The organism is Brevundimonas sp. DC300-4 (genome assembly GCF_049897365.1).
Lineage (GTDB): Bacteria > Pseudomonadota > Alphaproteobacteria > Caulobacterales > Caulobacteraceae > Brevundimonas.
The window spans coordinates 446,164-464,596 of sequence record NZ_JAFCWC010000001.1; the positions used below are offsets into that span (position 1 = coordinate 446,164).

The following is an 18,433-nucleotide window of genomic DNA, read 5'->3' on the forward strand; positions in this document are numbered from 1 at the left end:
TCCTCAGGGGCCGGTGACGACCTCTGTGTCGTCCCGGCCGCCCCATTCGGCCCACGACCCGTCATAGAGCACGCCTTCGCGCCCCAGCAGGGCGAGGGCCAGCAGGGTCACGGCGGCGGTGACGCCGGAGCCGCAGCTGGTGATCGGCCTGTCCGCAGGGTCCAGCCCCCGCGCCGCAAAGGCTGCTTCCAGCGCCTCGGGGTCACGCATCAACCCCTCGGCCGTCAGCAATTCGCCGAACGGCAGGTTGACCGCGCCCGGCATGTGACCCGCGCGCAGCCCGGGGCGCGGCTCGGGGGCGGACCCGGCGAAACGGACGGCGGCGCGGGCGTCGAGCACCGGCTCTCCGGCGTCCAGCGCCGCCCGGACCCGTGCCACATCGGCGATCATGTCCGGCCGGGGGTCGGCTGTGAACACGGCCGGGCGGGGCGAGGCGGGCCCGGTCTCCAGCGATCCGCCCATGCGCTTCCAGGCCGGCAGGCCGCCATCCAGCACCTGAACCCGGTCGCAGCCCATGGCGCGGAACATCCACCAGGCGCGCGCCGCCGTGAAAAGACCGAAGGTGTCATAGACGACGATCCGGTCCGTCTCCGACACGCCAAGTCGACCAGCCTGTTCGCTAAATTGACCAGCCGACGGCATCATGTGGGGCAGGGGGTCGTTCCGGTCCGAGATCGCCTCCAGATCGAAGAAGACCGCCCCCGGCACATGCCCTGCCTCGAAGATCGGCCGCGCGGGCGTGCCGTCCAGATGCCAGCTGGCGTCGAGAATCCGAAGGTCAGAATCGCCGGACGCGGTAAGGAGTTCGGTTGCGGAGACGAGAGCAGGGAATGTGGTCATGACCGAGCCTACCACGAGAGCGACAGCCAGGCTTCGTCTGGTGCTCGGCGACCAGTTGTCCGACAGCCTGTCCGCCCTGGAGGGTCTCGATCCGACGCGCGACGTCGTCCTGATGGCCGAGGTCAACGACGAGGCCACCTACGTCAGACACCACAAGCAGAAGATCGCCCTGATCTTCGCCGCCATGCGCAGCTTCGCCCTGAGGCTTGAGGCGCGCGGCGTCGCGGTGCGCTACGTCCGCATCGACGATCCTGCAAACACCCATTCGATCGTCTGTGAGCTGCACCGCGCGCTCGACGATCAGCCTTTCAGCGGGGTTGTGATCACCGAATGCGGCGAATGGCGGCTGGCCGAGGCGCTCGCCGCCTTCGCGGAAATCGCTGCGGTCCCGGTCGATATCCGCGAGGACCGTCGCTTTATCTGCCCGCACGACCGCTTCCGGCGCTGGGCGTCCGGGAAGTCCCAGCTGCGGATGGAGTTCTTCTATCGCGAGATGCGTCGCGATGCCGGCATCCTTCTCGACGACGGCCAGCCGGTCGGCGGCAAATGGAACTACGACGCCGAGAACCGCAAGGGCCTGACCAAGGGCCTGCGCCCGCCCGCGCGCCTGCGGACCCCGCCCGACGAGATCGCGCGGGCGGCCATCACGGATGTGGCGCGTCTGTTCCCGGATCACTTCGGTGACCTCGATGAGTTCGGGTGGCCGACGACGTCCGAACAGGCCGAGAGCGTCCTCGCAGACTTCATGAAAAACGTCCTGCCCAACTTCGGCGACTGGCAGGACGCCATGGCGCTGGGCGAACCGTGGATGTGGCACGGGCTGATCTCGACCTCGCTCAACCTGGGTTTGCTCGATCCGCTCGACGTCTGCCGCCGCGCCGAAGCCGAGTATCGCGCGGGTTGCGCGCCGCTGAACGCCGTCGAAGGCTTCATCCGCCAGATCCTGGGCTGGCGGGAATTCGTGCGCGGCATCTACTGGCTGAAGATGCCGGACTATGGGCGGCGCAACTTCCTCGACTCAGATCGGTCCCTGCCGGGGTTCTACTGGTCGGGTGAGACCGACATGGCCTGCGTCGCCGACGTCGTCGCCCAGACGCGCAGCCACGCCTACGCCCACCATATCCAGCGGCTGATGGTCACCGGCAATCTCGCCATGCTGCTGGGCGTCCATCCCGACGAGATCGACGAGTGGTACATGGTGGTCTACGCCGACGCCTATGAGTGGGTGGAGATGCCCAACACGCGCGGCATGGCCACCTTTGCCGACGGTGGAATCATGGGCTCGAAACCCTATGCCGCGTCCGGCGCCTACATCGACCGGATGAGCGACTACTGCGGATCGTGCCGGTACGACGTGAAGGCCAAATCAGGTGAAAACGCCTGTCCGTTCAATCGTCTGTACTGGGGTTTTCTGGAACGAAACCAGAAGCGGCTGCGCGGTAACGTTCGGCTGGCCATGCCCTACCGCACCCTGGAAAACTTCGGACCTGAGCGTCGGGCAGCCTTGCTGAACGACGCCGAAGCGGCTCGTGACAGATTGGGCGCGGTTCCCCGGCGGGAATAGCGCGTCCCGTCAGTCGTCGGCCCGTGCGCCGCCGCTGATCGCCTTCAACGCCGCCAGGGCCCGGTCGCGGGCCTCGGCGTGATCGACGACCGGCCTCGGATAGTCATGGCCGAGACGGATGCGGGCCTCACGCAGGACCTCGGGCGGCGCGGTCCAGGGCGCATGCACCCATTTGTTCGGGATGCGGGCCAGTTCGGGGACCCAGCGGCGGACATATCGGCCTTCGGCATCGAACTTCTGTCCCTGGGTGACCGGATTGAAGATGCGGAAATAGGGCGAGGCGTCGGCTCCAGACCCCGCGACCCACTGCCAATTCTGCGAATTCGACCCCAGGTCGGCATCGACCAGAGTGTCCCAGAACCAGGCCTCGCCCCGGCGCCAGTCGATGAGCAGATCCTTGATCAGGAAGGAGGCCACAATCATCCGCACCCGATTGTGCATCCAGCCGGTCGCCCACAGCTGGCGCATGCCGGCATCGACGATCGGGTACCCCGTCAGGCCGCGCGTCCAGGCCGTGAACCCCGTGTCGTCATCCAGCCAGGGGAAGGCGTCATACTCCGGCCGGAACGCCCGCTCCGGCAGGGTCGGGAAATGATGCAGCAGATGGGCGGAGAACTCGCGCCAGCCGATCTCGGCGAGGAACTTGTCCGCCTCGGCCGCAGGGGCCTGGCCCGCTCGCTCCGCCTCCTCGACAGCGGTCCACGCCCGCCACGGGCTGAGTTCACCCCAATGCAGGTGCGGCGACAGGCGACTGCCGCCGATCTCCGCCGGCCGGTCGCGGCCGACGCTGTAGGTCTTCAGCGCCGACAATGTGAACCGCCGCAGCGCCTCGACCGCGCCAGCCTCACCGGGCGTCCAGTCGAACCCCTTCGACCAGTCCGGATCGGAGGGGTGCAGCCCCCAGTCGTCAACCGTGTCGCTGTCCAGCGTCGCGACCGCCCCGAACGACGTCGGTCCCGTCGTGTGTGGCGGCGCCTCCGCCTGCGCGCGCAAGCTCTTCAGAAACGGCGTGAAGACCTTGTACGGCCCGCCCGTCCCGTTCAGCACCGCCCCCGGCCGACACAACAACGAGCCGTTGAAGCCCCGGCATTCGACGCCCTCGGCCTTCAGGTCGTGGGCGATATCGGAATCGCGGCGCGAGGCGTCGGGCTCGAACAAACGGTTCATGAAGACCGTTTGCGCGCCCGTCTCGGTGATCAGCCGACGCAGTTCGGCGTCCGAATCGCCCCGGCGCAGGATCAGGGTCGCTCCGCGTTCCGCCAGCCTTGCAGACAGGGCGCGCAGGGACTTGTCCAGCCACCACAGGCTCGCTGCCCCCTCGCGCCGAACCGCCGAACCCTCGTCGTGGATATAGACAGGGACAATGGGCCGGCCGGTCGCATGGGCACGCTCGAGCGCGGGATTGTCGGCCAGCCGCAGGTCGCGGCGGAACCACAGGATGACGGGGGGCTCGCCTTCAGTGGTCACGCCTCGGATCTCCGTGGTAGGTTGAAAAACAAGGCGCGCGGGGCCACCTCACCGCCCCATAGGCGTGGCATCGCCAACGCGCCATCCGTCAGAATGTCTCAAAGAGAAGGCCCGCCCGTGAGCGCTCCCAATTCCGTCATCACCCTGTCAGGCCACGGCATCACTACGCCGGTCGTCATCGGCGGCGGGGCGCGCATCGCCTTCATCGCCGGCCCGTGCCAGCTGGAAAGCCGCCAGCACGCCCTCGAGATGGCTCATGCCCTGAAGGAAATCGGCCAGCGTCTGAATGTCGGCATCATCTACAAGACCAGTTTTGATAAGGCGAACCGCACCTCCGCCAGCGCCGCGCGCGGCCTGGGACTGAAGGAGTCCCTGCCGATCTTTGCCGAAATCCGCGAGGTCACTGGCCTGCCGGTCCTGACCGACGTCCATTCCGAGGAACAGGCCCGCGAGGCCGCCCAAGCCGTGGACGTGCTGCAGATTCCCGCCTTCCTCAGCCGCCAGACGGACTTGCTGCTGGCCGCCGCCGCGACGGGCAAGGCCATCAATATCAAGAAGGGCCAGTTCCTGGCCCCCTGGGACATGAAGAACGTCATCGCCAAGGTCGTCGGCGCGGGTAATCCGAACGTCATGGCCTGCGAGCGCGGCGCCAGCTTCGGCTACAACACCCTGGTCTCCGACATGCGCGCCCTGCCGATCCTGCGCGAGATCGGCTGCCCCGTCGTGTTCGATGCGACCCACAGCGTCCAGCAGCCGGGCGGGCAGGGGACGTCTTCGGGCGGCCAGCGCGAGTTCGTCCCGGTCCTGGCCCGCGCCGCCGTGGCCGTCGGCGTCGACGCCGTCTTCATGGAAACGCACCAGGACCCCGACCACGCCCCCTCGGACGGCCCGAACATGGTGCCACTGGATCAGTTCGAGGGCCTGGCCGCCGAGCTGCTGGCCTATGACGACCTGTCGAAGGCGCGGATGGCGAAGGCGGCCTGAATCCGATAGGCGAAGGCGATGTTTGATCGCACCCTGGACCTCGGCGCCCTGCAAAGCATGCTCGACCGCGCGCGCGATCAGACGGTGGCCTGTGTCGGCGACCTGATGCTGGACCGCTATGTCTATGGCGAGGTCAGCCGGATTTCCCCAGAAGCTCCGATCCCGGTGCTGCGCTCTCGCCGCACGGTGTCCATGCCGGGCGGCGTCGGCAATGTGGCGCGCAATGTCGCGGCCCTTGGCGGTCTGGCCCGGCTGGGCGGCGTCACGGGCGTGGACGCAGCGGGTGAGGAACTGGCCCGGCTGGTCGCCGCCGAAGACCGGATCGAGGATTTCATCGATCGGACCGAAGCCGCCGGCACCATCGTCAAGACCCGCTACGTCTCGAGCGGTCAGCAGCTGATGCGGCTGGACGAGGAAGAAATCGCGGTCGGCGCCTTCGCCCGCGAGGACGTGTTTTCAAACGCTTCCGCCATCCTCCTGTCCGACTACGCCAAGGGTGTCATCACCGAGCGCCTGATCCGCTCGGCTCTCTGGCAGGCGCAACAGACGGGCGCCGTAGTCATCGTCGATCCCAAGGGCCGCGACTTCGCCCGCTACGGCGCGGTCGACCTGATCAAGCCCAACGCCTCAGAACTGGCCGGCGCCACCGGCCTGCCGGTCGAGACCGACGCCGAGATTGAGGCCGCGCTCGAGGCCCTGCTGGCCGCCACAACCGCGAGGGCGATCGTCGTCACCCGCGCCGGAAAGGGCATGAGCCTGATGCGCCGCGGAGAGACGGTCCAGCATTTCCCGGGTCGCGCGCGCGAGGTGTTCGACGTGTCCGGCGCCGGCGACACGGGTCTGGCGGCCCTGGGTCTGGCGCTCGGCGCCGGGGCCTCGCTGGAACAGGCGGTACAGCTGGCCATCCTGGCCTCCGGCGTCGTGGTCGGCAAGAGCGGCACGGCCGTGGTCACTCCGGGCGAACTGATCGAGGCCGAGATGAGCCAGCACGCCGGTGCCGCCCTTGCCAAGGTCACGGCGCTCGACGATCTCACGGCCGAGGTCGAGGCCTGGCGCCGTCAGGGACTGAAGGTCGGCTTCACCAACGGCTGTTTCGACATCCTGCACCGCGGCCACGTCGCCTATCTGGCCCAGGCGCGATCCTGGTGCGACCGGCTGGTCGTGGCCCTGAACACCGATGCGTCGGTGCGCCGCCTGAAAGGCGATGGACGTCCCGTGAACGATCTCGACAGCCGCGCCGTGGTCATCGGCGGCCTGGCCAGTGTCGACCGCGTCACCTCCTTCGACGATCCGACCCCGCTGTCCCTGATCGAACGCCTGCGCCCCGACGTCCTGATCAAGGGCGCGGACTACACCCGCGAGGGGGTGGTCGGCGGCGATCTGGTCGAGAGCTGGGGCGGCGAAGTGCGTCTGGCGGCGTTCGCCGACGGCTATTCCACCACCCGGACGATCGAGAAGATAGCTGAGAGCACCCTCGGAGAGGCCGGCTGATGCGGCGGATGATCGTGGTCACCGGCGGCGCCGGCTTCATTGGCTCCAACATCGTCTCTCGCCTGTGCACAGAGGACCGCTGGGACGTGGTCGTCTGCGACCGGCTGGAGGACGCCAATCTCGGCAAATGGCGGAATATCGCCAAATCGCCCATCGCCGACTTCTGGCAGCCGGAGGAGCTGTTCATGCAGCTCGACCGTCACGCCGAACGGGTCAGCGCCATTGTCCACATGGGCGCGATCTCCTCGACGACGGAGCAGGACACCGACATGATCCTGCGCACCAACTTCAGCCTGTCGCGCGACATCTGGGACTGGTGCGCCCTGAACGACACGCGGATGATCTACGCCTCCTCGGCGGCCACCTATGGCGACGGCGAGGCCGGGTTCGAGGATGCCGACGATCTTGGGTCAATCTCGAAGCTTCAGCCGCTAAATGCCTACGGATATTCAAAGAAACTGTTCGATCAGTACGCTGTGCGCGAGGCCTCGCGCGACCACGCGCCGCGTCAGTGGGCCGGGCTGAAGTTCTTCAATGTCTATGGCCCGAACGAGGGTCACAAGGGCGGGATGAAGTCGGTCATCGCCCAGATCTGGCCCAAGGTCGCGGCCGGCGAGACCGTCAGCCTGTTCCGCTCGCACCACCCCGACTACGCCGACGGCGGCCAGTTGCGGGACTTCGTCTTCGTCGACGACGTGGTCGACATCATCGACTGGCTTCTCTGTACCCCCGACGTCAGCGGCGTCTTCAACGCCGGATCGGGCCAGGCGCGGTCCTTCCTCGACCTCGCCAATGCCACCTTCGCGGCCGCCGGCAAGGAGCCCGCCGTCACCTATATCGACATGCCCGAGGTCATCCGCGACCGGTATCAGTATTTCACCGAGGCCCGCATGGACCGCGTCCGCGCCCTCGGCTTCAGCGGCCAGTCGACGCCGCTGGAAGAGGGTGTCCGTCGCTACGTTCAGTCCTTCCTGTCGCAACCGGATCCCTATCGGTGAAACTGCCGCGCCTGACCTTCTCGCAGAGCGTGGGCTGGGCCGGGTTCGCCCTCGTGTTCCTGATCGCGACCGCCGTTACGGTCTGGCGCGGGGATATCCTGAAAGCCGGTCTGGACCCCCAGGTGCCGTTCCAGACCTACGACCCGCCACCCGCACCGGACTACGCTTCGGCGGCCTCCTGGGTCATGAGCGATGAGCGGGCCCCCACCTCGGGCCCGGCCGCCATCTTCTTTCTGCACTCGACCACCTTCGACGGCGGCGAGGACTGGAACGGGCCGATCGGCGCCGCCGGGGCCGACGCCTATCTGGAGCGGGTGGTGATCCCGAACTATGCGGGTCCGTTTGCGCGGGCCGGCGCCATCAGCCTGCCACGCTATCGCCAGGCGTCGCTCTACACCCGGTTGACGCTGAGGGATGACGCTCGTGACGCCCGCGCCTTCGCCTATGGTGATGCCCTTGCCGCCCTCGAAGTCTGGCTGACCGCCCATCCAACCGGACCGCTGGTGCTGGCCGGAGTGGAGCAGGGGGGTGAGTTGATCGACCGGCTGGTGCGGGAACGTGTGGCCGGGGACGCTGCGCTTCGCCGCCGGATCGTCGCCGTCTATCTGGTCGATGTGATCGTGGCCGAAGACTCGCTGTCGCCCGCCGTGCCCGCCTGCGTCACGGCCACCAGTATCGGCTGCGTCGTCGGCTGGTCACAGGTCGGAGACGAGAATGACGGCGCCGCCTGGCGTCGTCTGCGCCGCGCTCTGGTCTGGGACCAGGCCGGACGACTGGTCGATCTCGGCGGCCGAGCAGCCCTCTGTGTCAATCCGGTCAGCGGAGCCCGCAGCGACGCCGCCGTGCCCGCGCGCCTCCATCACGGCGCGGCCAATGCGACGGGGCTGGAATGGGGCGTGCGACCGGCCTTCATCGACCGCGCCGTAGCGACCCGGTGCGTCGACGGCATCCTGCGCCACACCGAGCTGACCACGGAATCCTTCCGCGAGATTGGCAACTGGGCGGATCGAAGAAAAGCACGGCCCTACAATCTGTTCTATGCCGATATTGAAGCGGACGTTGAGCGCCGCCTGAACGTCTGGGAAGCGTCGGACGCGCCTTAGTCCAGCCCGCCCCGCTCTGTCTTCCAGTCAAACAGCGCCTCCAGCACCTGGATCGCCTCGCCACGCGGACCCGTCAGGTCTGGATCGCGGCCCAGCACCAGGCGGGCATCGTCCGCCGCCGCCAGCAGCAGGGACCGGTGCCGGATCGGATCAGCAAATCGATAGGCCGGGAAGCCGCTCTGCCTGAGGCCCAGCGGATCGCCGCCGCCGCGCAGACGGAAATCCTCTTCCGCGATCTCGAACCCGTCCTCGCTGCGCCTCAGGGTCTCTAGCCGCTCTCGCGCCGTATCCCCCAGGCCCCCATCCTGACCGCCGTAAAGCAGGATGCAGGCGCTCGATTTCGCCCCGCGTCCGACCCGCCCGCGCAACTGATGCAATTGGGCCAGGCCGAATCGATCGGCGTGTTCGATGACCATGATGGTGGCGTTCGGCACGTCGACACCCACCTCCACCACCGTGGTGGCGACCAGCACCGACAGCCGCCCGTCGGAGAAATCGGCCATGACCGCCTCCCGCTCGGCGCCCGGCATCTGCCCATGGGCCAGGCCGACCTCGATATTCAGGATCCGCCGCAGGTCGCGCGCCCGTTCCTCGGCGGCGGCCAGATCGCTGACCTCGGATTCCGCCACCAGCGGACAGATCCAGTAGGCCTGGGCTCCGCTCTCGACCGCCGCTTTGAGCCGCTGCGCCACCTCGCCGATCCGCGCGAGCGGCAGGACCGCGGTGGAGATCGGCGTTCGCCCCGGCGGTTTCTCCATCAACCGGCTGACCTCCAGTTCGCCGTACTGGGTCAGTTCCAGCGTGCGTGGGATCGGCGTCGCCGACATGGTCAGCAGGTGGACGCCGCCGACGCGCGGATCGCCCTTGGCCTGCAGTCGGCTGCGTTCATTGACCCCGAACCGATGCTGCTCATCGATGACCGCCAGGGCCAGTCGGTCAAAGCGGACGGCGTCCTGGAACAGGGCGTGAGTGCCGATGGCCACCCTGGCCTCGCCTGACGCCAGGGCCGCCAGCCGTTCGCGCCGTTCCGCCGGCGTGTCGCGGCCGGTCAGCAGGATCGTCGGCGCCCCGGCCGCCTCCAGCATCGGAGCCAGCCGCTGGAAATGCTGGCGGGCGAGGATCTCGGTGGGCGCCATCAGGGCCGCCTGGAAACCCGAACCGGCCGCGTCGGCCAGAGCCAGGGCCGCGACCGCCGTCTTGCCGGAGCCCACGTCGCCCTGCAGCAACCGGCCCATCTGCTCGCCCGAGGCGAGGTCGCGGCGGATCTCGGCCACGGCCTTGGCCTGGGCATGGGTCAGGGTGAAGGGCAGGGCGGTCAGCAAGGCCTGCGACACGGCTCCGGGCGCGATGATGGGCGCGGGCGTTATTTGGCGCGCGCGCTTCCGTCGCGCCAACGCCAGTTGATGGGCGAACAGTTCGTCATAGGCCAGTCGCTGGCGCGGCGCGGCATCCGGCGACAGATCGGCCTCGCCCGCCGGCGTATGCAGGGCCTCGATCGCCGCGTGCCAGCCCGGCCACCGCTGTTTCGCCAGCCAGGCGGGATCCTGCCACTCCTGCAACTCCGGCGCGGAATCCAGCGCGCCGAGCGCCAGCTTCCGCACCACCCGCGACGTCAGCCCGGCCGTGGCCGGATAGACGGGCTCTACGGCCGGAATCTCCTCGCCCCTGTCCAGGGGCACGATCCAGTCGGGATGGACGATCTGGACCTCGCCATTGAACCGCTCGACCTTGCCGGAGACCAGCCGTCGCTCGCCCTGCGGCAGCTGACGGTCGATGTGCTGCGGACTGCCGCCGAACCAGATCAGGTGAACGAAGCCGGTCTCGTCGCTGGCCCGGACCTTGAGCGGCACGCCCGGGCGAGCCGGCGCGATCATCCGGTCCACGACGACGTCGAAGATTCCGACCTCGCCCTCCACCGCATCCGCGGCCTGGGTCCTGCGGCGCGTGATGACCCCGACCGGCGCCAGGAACAGAACGTCGCGCACCAGCGGCCCGGCCAGCTTCTGGATCAGGGGAGCGACCTTGGTCCCCACCCCCTTCAGGATGGTGACCTCCGCGAACAGGGGAAAGAGAATCTGGGGCCGCATCGCCGATGACATTAAACGGTGCGGCGGCGCTGGCGAAACGGGATGGGGAGCGCTATCTGGAAACCACTGTTGAATGACTGGACCGGGCAAGGATTCTTGTGGCCGATAGCGATGGGCGTGCCGACACCGACCTTCGCCAGCAGCGGCTGGGCCGGATCACCTTCAGGGCGTGGCGGCGGGGCTTCCGCGAGGCGGACCTGGTGCTCGGCCCCTTCATGGAGCGCGAGGGTGCGACCCTGAGCGACGCCGAGCTCGACGCGCTGGAGACCCTGCTGGCCGAGGACAACGATCACGACCTCTACGCCTGGATCATCGAGACCCGGCCGACGCCGGCCGAGCACGACACGCCGCTAATGATGAAGCTGCGCGTCTTCATGCGCGCCCACGTCGCCGCGGCCGTCGCCGATGGGGCGGGCTGATGGACGGCGCCAGGATGGATCGGCGGACCGATCAGGAACTGGGCGGCGCGCCGGAAGGGCTGGACGCTCTCGTCGTCGCCGAACGGTTGAAGGCCTCCGGCGGCGTCGGCTTCTTCGTGGCCCGCGACTTCTCGCGCTCCAGCGCCTTCGTGCAGGCGTTCAACTTCTTCGCCGGGGCCGTCGAGATCGTCGAGTTTCCGGCCTGGGACTGCCTGCCCTACGACCGGTTGAGCCCGACCTCGGGCATCTCGGCCGAACGCATGGCCGCCCTGACCCGACTGGCCGGGCGCGCCGCCGACGAGACCCGGCCTCTGCTGGTCGTCACGACCGTGGCCGCCGCCCTGCAGCGCACGCCGCCGCGCGAGGTCACCTGCGCCGCCGGGTTCCTGGCCGTCGTCGGGCGGGAGCTCGATATCAAGGCGCTGGAGATCTATTTCACCACCAACGGCTACATGCGTGCCTCGACCGTCAACGAGCGCGGCGAATACGCCGTGCGCGGCGGAGTCATCGATGTCTTTCCGCCGGGCTTCGAGGAGCCGGTGCGGCTCGACATGTTCGGCTCCGAACTGGAATCGATCCGCACCTTCGATCCTGCGACCCAGCGCTCGACCGGCCAGCGCACCGAGGTGGCCCTGTCTCCCGTGTCCGAGGCCCTGCTGGACGCCGGGACCATCAGCCGGTTCCGCACCGGCTATCTGAACCTGTTCGGCGCGCCCGGCGACGATCCGCTCTATGCGACCATCAGCGAGGGCGCCCGGCGTCAGGGCATGGAGCACTGGATGCCGCTGCTCTACGACCGCCTCGAGACCCTGTTCGACTACCTTCCGGATCGCGCCTCGATCTTCCTCGACCACCAGGCCGACGCCGCCCGTACAGACCGCTGGAACCTGACCCGCGACGCTTATGAGGCACGCCAGGAGGCGTCGAAGGCCCAGTCTGGAAAGGGGGGCGGCGGCGCCAACCGCGCCCTGCCGCCGAACCGCCTCTATATGCCGGAGGAGGACTGGAACTCGGCGCTGGCCGGGCGAAATGTCCGCCGTCTGTCGCCATTCGACACCGCGGCCGAGGACGCCGGCGGCCGTCTGGGTCGGACCTTCGCCGCCGAGCGGGCCCAGGACAGCGTCAACCTGTTCGAGGCCGTCGCCGACCATGCCGCCAGGCTGAAAGCCGACGGCAAGCGCGTCCTGTTCGCCTCCTGGAGCGAGGGCTCGTCCGATCGCCTCGGCGTCATGCTTGCCGATCACGGGCTGGAGCATGTCGTTGCCGTGCGCGACTGGGCCGATGTGCAGACCGCGTCGAAGGACCTCTATCTGCGCGCCATCCTGCCGGTAGAGCATGGCTTCATGACCGGCGACCTCGCCGTCATCTCCGAGACCGACATCCTCGGCGACCGGCTGGCCCGCCCGAAGCGGAAACGCCGGGCGTCGAACTTCCTCGCCGAGGCCTCGGCCCTGACGACGGGCGACCTCGTCGTTCACCTCGACCACGGCATCGGCCGCTACGAGGGTCTCAAGACACTCGAGATCCAGGAGGCGCCGCACGACTGCCTCGAACTCCTCTATGCCGGTGATAGCAAACTCTATCTGCCGGTTGAAAATATTGATCTTCTGACCCGGTACGGGTCCGAATCCGATGGCGTCCAGCTCGACCGGCTCGGCGGCGCCGCCTGGCAGGGTCGCAAGGCCAAGGCCAAGGCCCGGCTGCGCGACATGGCCGAAGGGCTCATCGCGCTCGCGGCCAAGCGCGCGCTTCGGGTGGGGGAGGCGATCACTCCGCCCGCCGGTCTGTTCGACGAGTTCTGCGCCCGCTTCCCCTATGAAGAGACCGACGACCAGCTCAACGCGATCGGCGACGTGCTGGAGGACCTCGGCAAGGGCGTGCCGATGGACCGCCTGATCTGCGGCGACGTCGGCTTCGGCAAGACCGAGGTGGCCATCCGCGCCGCCTTCGTCGTGGCCATGAGCGGGCAACAGGTCGCCATCGTCTGCCCGACGACGCTTCTGGCCCGCCAGCACTTCAGGACCTTCTCGGAGCGGTTCGCCGGCTGGCCGATCAAGGTCCGGCATCTGTCGCGCATGGTCACGGCCAAGGATGCGGCTGAAACCCGAGCCGGGCTCAGGGACGGTCAGTTCGAGATCGTCGTCGGCACCCACGCCGTCCTCGCCGAACAGGTCGGGTTCAAGGACCTGGGCCTGGTCATCGTCGACGAGGAGCAGCATTTCGGCGTCAAGCACAAGGAGAAGCTCAAGAGCCTCCGCGCCGACGTCCATCTGCTGACCCTGACCGCCACCCCGATCCCGCGCACCCTGCAGATGGCCCTGTCCGGCATCCGCGAGATGTCGATCATCGCCACGCCTCCGGTCGACCGCCTGGCCGTGCGGACCTATGTCGCGCCCTGGGATCCGGTCATGGTGCGCGAGGCCCTGCTGCGCGAGAAATATCGTGGCGGTCAGGCCTTCTACGTCTGCCCGCGCCTGTCCGACCTGCCCGACATCGAGGAGTTCCTCCGCATCCAGGTGCCGGAGATCAAGTTCGTCGTCGGTCACGGCCAGATGAGCCCGACCCAGCTCGAAGACGTGATGAGCGCCTTCTACGACGGCTCCTATGATGTGCTGGTCTCGACCACGATCGTGGAGAGCGGCATCGACATTCCGACCGCCAACACCCTGATCGTGCACCGCGCCGACATGTTCGGCCTGGCCCAGCTGCACCAGATCCGGGGCCGGATCGGCCGGTCCAAGGCCCGCGCCTTCGCCTATCTGACGGTCGATCCGAAGCGGCCGATGACCCTGTCGGCCGAGCGGCGGCTGCAGGTGTTGCAGTCGCTCGACAACCTCGGCGCCGGCTTCCAGCTGGCCAGCCACGACCTCGATCAGCGCGGCGGCGGCAACCTGCTGGGCGACGAACAGTCGGGCCATATCCGCGAGGTCGGGGTCGAACTGTACCAGCAAATGCTGGAGGACGCGGTCGCCGAGCTGCGCCAGAACGGCGAGGGCGGTCCCGTCGATCGCGGCTGGTCACCGGCCATCAACGTCGGCGCGGCTGTATTGATTCCAGAGGATTATGTCTCGGACCTCAACGTTCGTCTGAGCCTCTATCGCCGCCTGTCCGACGCCGAGAACACCGAGTCCCGTGAGGCCCTGGCCGCCGAACTCATCGACCGGTTCGGCCCGCTGCCGGATGAAGCCAAACAGTTGCTGCGCATCGTCGGCATCAAGGCCAGTTGCAAGACGGCCTGTATCGAGCGGATCGACATCGGGCCCAAGGGCTGCGTCCTGACCCTGCGCGACAACTCCTTCCCGAACCCGATGGGGCTGGTCGGCCTGATCCAGAAGAACCACGCGTTCTGGAAGATCCGCTCGGATCAGAAGATCGTCGTGAAGGGCGACTGGCCGACCCCCGAGGATCGGTTGAAGGTCGCCGAGCGCATCACGACCGATCTGGCGCGGGTGGCGGGGGCCTAGGTGTTCAGTCCCGAATTGAGGTGGGCCAGACCGCATTTGAGGCGTTCCGGCTCGTCAGCCTAAGCCCCACAGATGGCCTCGTAATGTGTGAGGCCCTTAAGGGTCTTCAACCGTCTGAGCCTGCCCTCGTCGGTCCTGACCTCGGCGATGTCGATGTAGAATTACCTGCCGACGCACGCACTCGTGACTCGACGCCCCACCCGCCGCTGTCCTTCGTGGCATCCACCTCTTGTCCCGAAACAGCGCCATGATTCTCGTTTCCGTCGCCCTCGCAACCGCCATTTCGATGAGCGATCCCCAAGCTGCCGATATCTTGTCGAAGCTGGATATGACGACATTCCGAAACTCCCTTCGACCGCGTGCGGCAGAAGGGCTGAAGCGACCAGCCGATTGGGGCTTCGCCGGCCCCACTAACGAAGCTGGGTGGGCCTACCTCACGTAGCAGGTCGCGGGCCGCCGCAGCTGGACGATCGGCCTGACAATCATTCGGCAGGAAGGCGAAGCGGTCGTGGCATGCTTCTCTGACCAGCCCCGGAATGGCGGAACCTACTACGCCCGGAGCGCCGTGCGCATCGTCAGCGATGGTGAAGGCGGCTATCGCGTGGATCAGCAAGGGTCGGATGAGCCCACCTGCCAACCAGCCCCCGGCCAAGGCTAAGCTGCGCCTCAAGCGCCGCCCTCCGACCGTCCGACCGCTGTGCAGCGGCCGAGCCTGTTGCTCCAGCGCCTTGGTCAGCCACGACGGATTCTGGTCCCTTCACCGATGCATTTGGTGGACCAAGTGAGGAGCAGTCCAACTCCATGGAGTCACAGGCCCGCTTGATGGCTGAGCCGGACTATGCGCGTCCGGATGGTCCTGTCTATCGGTCAGGCGAGCTGGGTCTGCATGTCGGCAGAGGCGCGTTCAAGAACAGCGGCGGCGCCTTCGCCCGGCATCAGTTCGGCGACGCCGACGCTGAAGTCGACCACGAAGGGCGTCCGGTCGGGACCGGCGTCGAAGGCGGTGCAGCCGATGACCGCTGCGATCCGCTCGACCGCCAGGCGCGCGGCCGGTCCGGGGGTGGCGGGCAGGGCGAGGGCGAAGACCTCGGGGGCTAGTCGGGCCGCCGTGTCCTCGACCCGAACGAGGCGCGACACCATGGCGCCGATCTGGGGCATGGCCCGGTCCAGCCAGCCGCCCATGCGCGCACGGGTCAGGTTATCGCTGTCCGCCACCCGCAGGACGCAGACGGACAGGGGGCGCCGCCGCGCCGAAGCGCCCTCGGCGACCCGCCCAAGATGGCTGGCGAACAGGTTGCGGGTGAACAGGCCCGTAGACGGATCCATGATGCCTGCGCCACGCGCGCCTTCCAGAGCCTTGCGGATGGCCAGATGGCGGCGATGGGTGTGGGCCAGGTCGAGGACGCGCGCGGCGGCCTCGGGCTCCGGCGTGCCGGCGGCCGCCACTTCCGAGAAGCCCCGGTTGTACAGTTCGCTCAGATTGATCTCGCCTTCCGACCGCAGATAGAGGGCCAGCGGGATGTGATAGAGGCGCGTGTTCCGCTTCATGCCCGAGGCGATGGACAGGGCCGGCGCATGGTCCGGCGCGCCCCACAGAACCGCCGCGTCGAAGGCGCTTTCGTGCAGATAGTCGAAGGCGGTGTAGGGCGTCGGCGCGGCCACCACCTCGGCTCCGCCGGCGATCAGCGTGTTTGAAAGAGCGATGAACCGGTGATCCGGGGCGCCGGCGATCAGGATACGAACCGGGCTGGGATCAGGCACCCCCGGGTCCAGGGTCGCGCCGTGCAGGGCGAAGGTCGCCTGACGCAGGCGGAACTCCTCCTCGGCGATGGCGGAGCGAACCAGTTGTTCGATGCGCAGGGCGGCCTGGGCCGGATGCGGCGGTTCGGCCATCGTCAGATCAAACGTCCCGGCAGCGAGGCTCGCCGCCATGGGGCCGAGGGCGATGACGGGCAGTCGCCGGGCGCCGGCCGCGAGTCGCAGGGCCTCGGGAAGGGCGTCAATCTCCGGGTGACCGGCGTCCAGGATCGCCGCCTCCAGCGTGAAGTCCGTCAGGGCAGCCACGGCGGCGGCGCCCGACCGGGCCGTCATTGTGCGCCAGCCCAGCGAGTCCAGCCCGCGGCACAGGGCGCCGATCCGCTCATCCGTCTCGGCGACGACCAGAACGCGTGGATCCGAACCCAAAATCGATGACTCCCCCTGCGCGACCGGACGGCCGCGACTCCGGACACGGAGCGGGCGGACCATACCGACGCGGCCCCGTTCGGCGCAACGGTGCTGATGCGCGCGGCAGGGGAAAACGACGGTGGCCCGGCCGCTTCCAAAGCGAGGATTTTCCGCTAGAGTCACCCCTTGGGCTACGGCGGGAACCGGCTTGAGCGGACAGACTACGGAATTGGCGTCACCCGGCTTCTGGGTGCGGCTCTCAGGGCGGGCATTCGCCCGCAGCTGGGGCCGGGACGTCATGCTGTACACGGGCGGGGTGTCGTTCTTCGCCCTGCTGGCAGTGTTCCCGGCAATCGCCATCCTGATCGGCTTCTACAAGGCCGTGCTGTCGATCGGTCAGGTCGGCGAGCAGGCGGCGGCCCTGGCCGACGTCATGCCCCATGCCGCCCGCGTCATATTCCGCGCCGAGGTCGAGAGGCTGTCGAACGCCTCGGCCCGCGCCGTCTCGACCCAGAGCGCCTTCGCCCTGGTGGTCGGCGCCTATGCCGCGCATCGTGGATTCAAGGCCTTGCTGGCCGGACTGAACCTGATTCATGACGAGACGGAGCCGCACGGCTTCTTCAAGTTCAACTTCCTCGCCTTCATCGTCGCCGTGGTGGCTTTTGGCCTGTTCACCATCGTTTCGGGCGCCGTGGTCACCGCGCGGCTGCTGGAGCATGCCGGGCCGGTCACGGGGCAGGCCGGGCTGCCGTTCAACGGCTTCCTGCCCGCGGCCGGCCTCGGCCTCGGGCTGACGCTGCTGTATCGTTACGCCATGTCGCACCGGGACCCTGTGGCCTGGGTCCCGTCCATCGCCGGCGGGGCGGTGGCGACCATCCTGTCGATGATCTCGTCCTGGCTCTGCGCCATCTATGTCGAGCAGATCGCCCAGCTGGGCGCGACCTACGGATCGGTCGGCGCCGTCGTGGTCCTGCTGATCTGGCTGTCGTGGAACGTCAACGCCATCTTCTACGGCGGCGCCTTCGCCACCGAGATGGAGATCGCCTCGCGGGCCAGGGGCGCGCCGGATATCGCGCCCGAGGACAGCCCCTCGGTCGTCAATCTGTCGGAGCGGCGCGCGTCTCGACGGTAATCGTCAGGACGCCGTCGGTCTCCTCGACCGACATCACCCGTCCGCCCAGTTCCGCCATCAGATACGGAACGTCGATCCGCGCCATCGGATCGGTCGCGAGGAGGACGAGACGGGTTCCCGCCCGCCCTTCGGCCGCCTTCCTCAGACGCAGGCTCGGCACAGGGCAGCGATGGCCCCGGGCGTCGACGACGATGGGCGCGCCTTCGCTCACCTCGCCTCGCAGGCGGCGAGCAAAAGACCCAGGGCGACGCGCACGCTTTCCAGCCGCACCTCTTCGCGCCCGATGTCTCCGAACAGTCGCTTGTCGTGAACGAGTCCCTGCGGCGTTGCGCAGCCGAAATGAACCAGCCCGACCGGCTTTTCGGCCGAGCCGCCCCCCGGGCCTGCAACGCCGGTGATCGAGACGGCGAGGGCGGTCTTCGCGGCCTGCCGGGCCCCCATCGCCATGGCCCGCGCCACCGGCTCTGATACCGCGCCGTGCTTGACGATCAGGGCGGCCGGCACGCCAAGCATCTCCGACTTGGCCGCGTTGCTGTAGGTCACGAAGCCCCGGTCGACGACCGACGACGACCCGGCCACGGCCGTCAGGGCCCCCGCGACCAGCCCGCCGGTGCAGCTCTCGGCCGTCGCCACCGTCCAGCCCCGCGCCGAGGCGGCGGCGATCACCGAGGCCGCCAGTCGCTGGATATCGTTCGGGAACATGGGTCTTTCCGATCCG

At 68.4% G+C, this 18,433-nt stretch carries 14 protein-coding genes; 8 read left to right on the forward strand and 6 right to left on the reverse strand.

Annotation, left to right across the window (positions count from 1 at the left end; genetic code table 11):
• Nucleotides 1–3 precede the first annotated feature (3 nt).
• Nucleotides 4–840, reverse strand: a complete 837-nt coding sequence (sseA, locus tag ACP7AZ_RS02315) for a 3-mercaptopyruvate sulfurtransferase (RefSeq protein ID WP_426035674.1) — start codon at nucleotides 838–840, stop codon at nucleotides 4–6.
• Here sseA and ACP7AZ_RS02320 point away from each other — a divergent pair.
• Nucleotides 839–2,404, forward strand: a complete 1,566-nt coding sequence (locus ACP7AZ_RS02320; protein ID WP_426035676.1) for a cryptochrome/photolyase family protein — start codon at nucleotides 839–841, stop codon at nucleotides 2,402–2,404. The genes sseA and ACP7AZ_RS02320 overlap by 2 nt on opposite strands.
• A gap of 9 nt (nucleotides 2,405–2,413) precedes the next feature.
• On the opposite strand, the gene ACP7AZ_RS02325 is transcribed toward ACP7AZ_RS02320, so the two are convergent.
• Entirely contained in the window at nucleotides 2,414–3,871 is a 1,458-nt protein-coding gene (locus tag ACP7AZ_RS02325; protein ID WP_426035678.1) for a cryptochrome/photolyase family protein, read from the reverse strand.
• 93 nt (nucleotides 3,872–3,964) lie between these two features.
• On the opposite strand from ACP7AZ_RS02325, the gene kdsA reads away from it, so the two are divergent.
• From kdsA to ACP7AZ_RS02345, 4 genes are read left to right on the forward strand one after another with little or no spacing between them, the layout of a single operon-like run.
• Nucleotides 3,965–4,855 (forward strand): 3-deoxy-8-phosphooctulonate synthase, encoded by an 891-nt coding sequence (gene kdsA, locus ACP7AZ_RS02330; RefSeq protein WP_426035680.1) that lies wholly within the window; start codon nucleotides 3,965–3,967, stop codon nucleotides 4,853–4,855.
• Between the two features lie 18 nt (nucleotides 4,856–4,873).
• Nucleotides 4,874–6,346 (forward strand): D-glycero-beta-D-manno-heptose 1-phosphate adenylyltransferase, encoded by a 1,473-nt coding sequence (rfaE2, locus tag ACP7AZ_RS02335; RefSeq protein ID WP_426035682.1) that lies wholly within the window; start codon nucleotides 4,874–4,876, stop codon nucleotides 6,344–6,346.
• An 8-nt stretch (nucleotides 6,347–6,354) separates the two neighbouring features.
• On the forward strand, nucleotides 6,355–7,344 hold the full coding sequence (rfaD, locus tag ACP7AZ_RS02340; RefSeq protein ID WP_426036068.1) for an ADP-glyceromanno-heptose 6-epimerase: 990 nt from the start codon (nucleotides 6,355–6,357) through the stop codon (nucleotides 7,342–7,344).
• A complete protein-coding gene (locus ACP7AZ_RS02345) occupies nucleotides 7,341–8,447 on the forward strand; it encodes a DUF3089 domain-containing protein (protein WP_426035684.1) in 1,107 nt (368 codons plus the stop codon). Before rfaD ends, ACP7AZ_RS02345 begins: the two co-directional genes overlap by 4 nt.
• Here ACP7AZ_RS02345 and recG read toward each other — a convergent pair.
• Nucleotides 8,444–10,534, reverse strand: a complete 2,091-nt coding sequence (gene recG / locus ACP7AZ_RS02350; protein WP_426035686.1) for an ATP-dependent DNA helicase RecG — start codon at nucleotides 10,532–10,534, stop codon at nucleotides 8,444–8,446. The two genes, ACP7AZ_RS02345 and recG, sit on opposite strands and share 4 nt — an antisense overlap.
• A gap of 98 nt (nucleotides 10,535–10,632) precedes the next feature.
• Between recG and ACP7AZ_RS02355 the strand changes: the two genes are divergently transcribed.
• Both ACP7AZ_RS02355 and mfd read left to right on the forward strand, forming a co-directional pair.
• A complete protein-coding gene (locus ACP7AZ_RS02355) occupies nucleotides 10,633–10,953 on the forward strand; it encodes a succinate dehydrogenase assembly factor 2 (RefSeq protein WP_426035688.1) in 321 nt (106 codons plus the stop codon).
• On the forward strand, nucleotides 10,953–14,417 hold the full coding sequence (gene mfd / locus ACP7AZ_RS02360; RefSeq protein ID WP_426035690.1) for a transcription-repair coupling factor: 3,465 nt from the start codon (nucleotides 10,953–10,955) through the stop codon (nucleotides 14,415–14,417). The genes ACP7AZ_RS02355 and mfd overlap by 1 nt, the downstream gene beginning before the upstream one ends.
• Before the next feature lie 867 nt (nucleotides 14,418–15,284).
• On the opposite strand, the gene ACP7AZ_RS02365 is transcribed toward mfd, so the two are convergent.
• The gene (locus ACP7AZ_RS02365; RefSeq protein WP_426035692.1) at nucleotides 15,285–16,601 is read right to left on the reverse strand and encodes a diguanylate cyclase domain-containing protein; all 1,317 of its coding nucleotides are present in this window, start codon (nucleotides 16,599–16,601) and stop codon (nucleotides 15,285–15,287) included.
• 190 nt (nucleotides 16,602–16,791) lie between these two features.
• Here ACP7AZ_RS02365 and ACP7AZ_RS02370 point away from each other — a divergent pair, with 190 nt between their 5' ends.
• Nucleotides 16,792–17,715, forward strand: coding sequence for a YihY/virulence factor BrkB family protein (locus tag ACP7AZ_RS02370; RefSeq protein WP_426035694.1), 924 nt, complete (start codon nucleotides 16,792–16,794; stop codon nucleotides 17,713–17,715).
• Here the strand turns inward: ACP7AZ_RS02370 and ACP7AZ_RS02375 are convergent.
• Nucleotides 17,681–17,926: a sulfurtransferase TusA family protein gene (locus ACP7AZ_RS02375; RefSeq protein WP_426035696.1), complete on the reverse strand. Its 246-nt coding sequence runs from the start codon at nucleotides 17,924–17,926 to the stop codon at nucleotides 17,681–17,683. The two genes, ACP7AZ_RS02370 and ACP7AZ_RS02375, sit on opposite strands and share 35 nt — an antisense overlap.
• On the reverse strand, nucleotides 17,923–18,417 hold the full coding sequence (locus ACP7AZ_RS02380; protein WP_426035698.1) for a CinA family protein: 495 nt from the start codon (nucleotides 18,415–18,417) through the stop codon (nucleotides 17,923–17,925). The genes ACP7AZ_RS02375 and ACP7AZ_RS02380 overlap by 4 nt, the downstream gene beginning before the upstream one ends.
• Between the last annotated feature and the right edge of the window lie 16 nt (nucleotides 18,418–18,433).

Excerpts from the sequence above, each read along its gene's own strand:
- ACP7AZ_RS02320 (WP_426035676.1), top strand. The coding sequence starts at position 839 with ATGACCGAGCCTACCACGAGAGCGACAGCCAGGCTTCGTCTGGTGCTC.
- sseA (WP_426035674.1), bottom strand. The coding sequence starts at position 840 with ATGACCACATTCCCTGCTCTCGTCTCCGCAACCGAACTCCTTACCGCG.
- kdsA (WP_426035680.1), top strand. The coding sequence starts at position 3,965 with ATGTCTCAAAGAGAAGGCCCGCCCGTGAGCGCTCCCAATTCCGTCATC.
- rfaE2 (WP_426035682.1), top strand. The coding sequence starts at position 4,874 with ATGTTTGATCGCACCCTGGACCTCGGCGCCCTGCAAAGCATGCTCGAC.
- rfaD (WP_426036068.1), top strand. The coding sequence starts at position 6,355 with ATGATCGTGGTCACCGGCGGCGCCGGCTTCATTGGCTCCAACATCGTC.
- recG (WP_426035686.1), bottom strand. The coding sequence starts at position 10,534 with ATGCGGCCCCAGATTCTCTTTCCCCTGTTCGCGGAGGTCACCATCCTG.
- mfd (WP_426035690.1), top strand. The coding sequence starts at position 10,953 with ATGGACGGCGCCAGGATGGATCGGCGGACCGATCAGGAACTGGGCGGC.
- ACP7AZ_RS02380 (WP_426035698.1), bottom strand. The coding sequence starts at position 18,417 with ATGTTCCCGAACGATATCCAGCGACTGGCGGCCTCGGTGATCGCCGCC.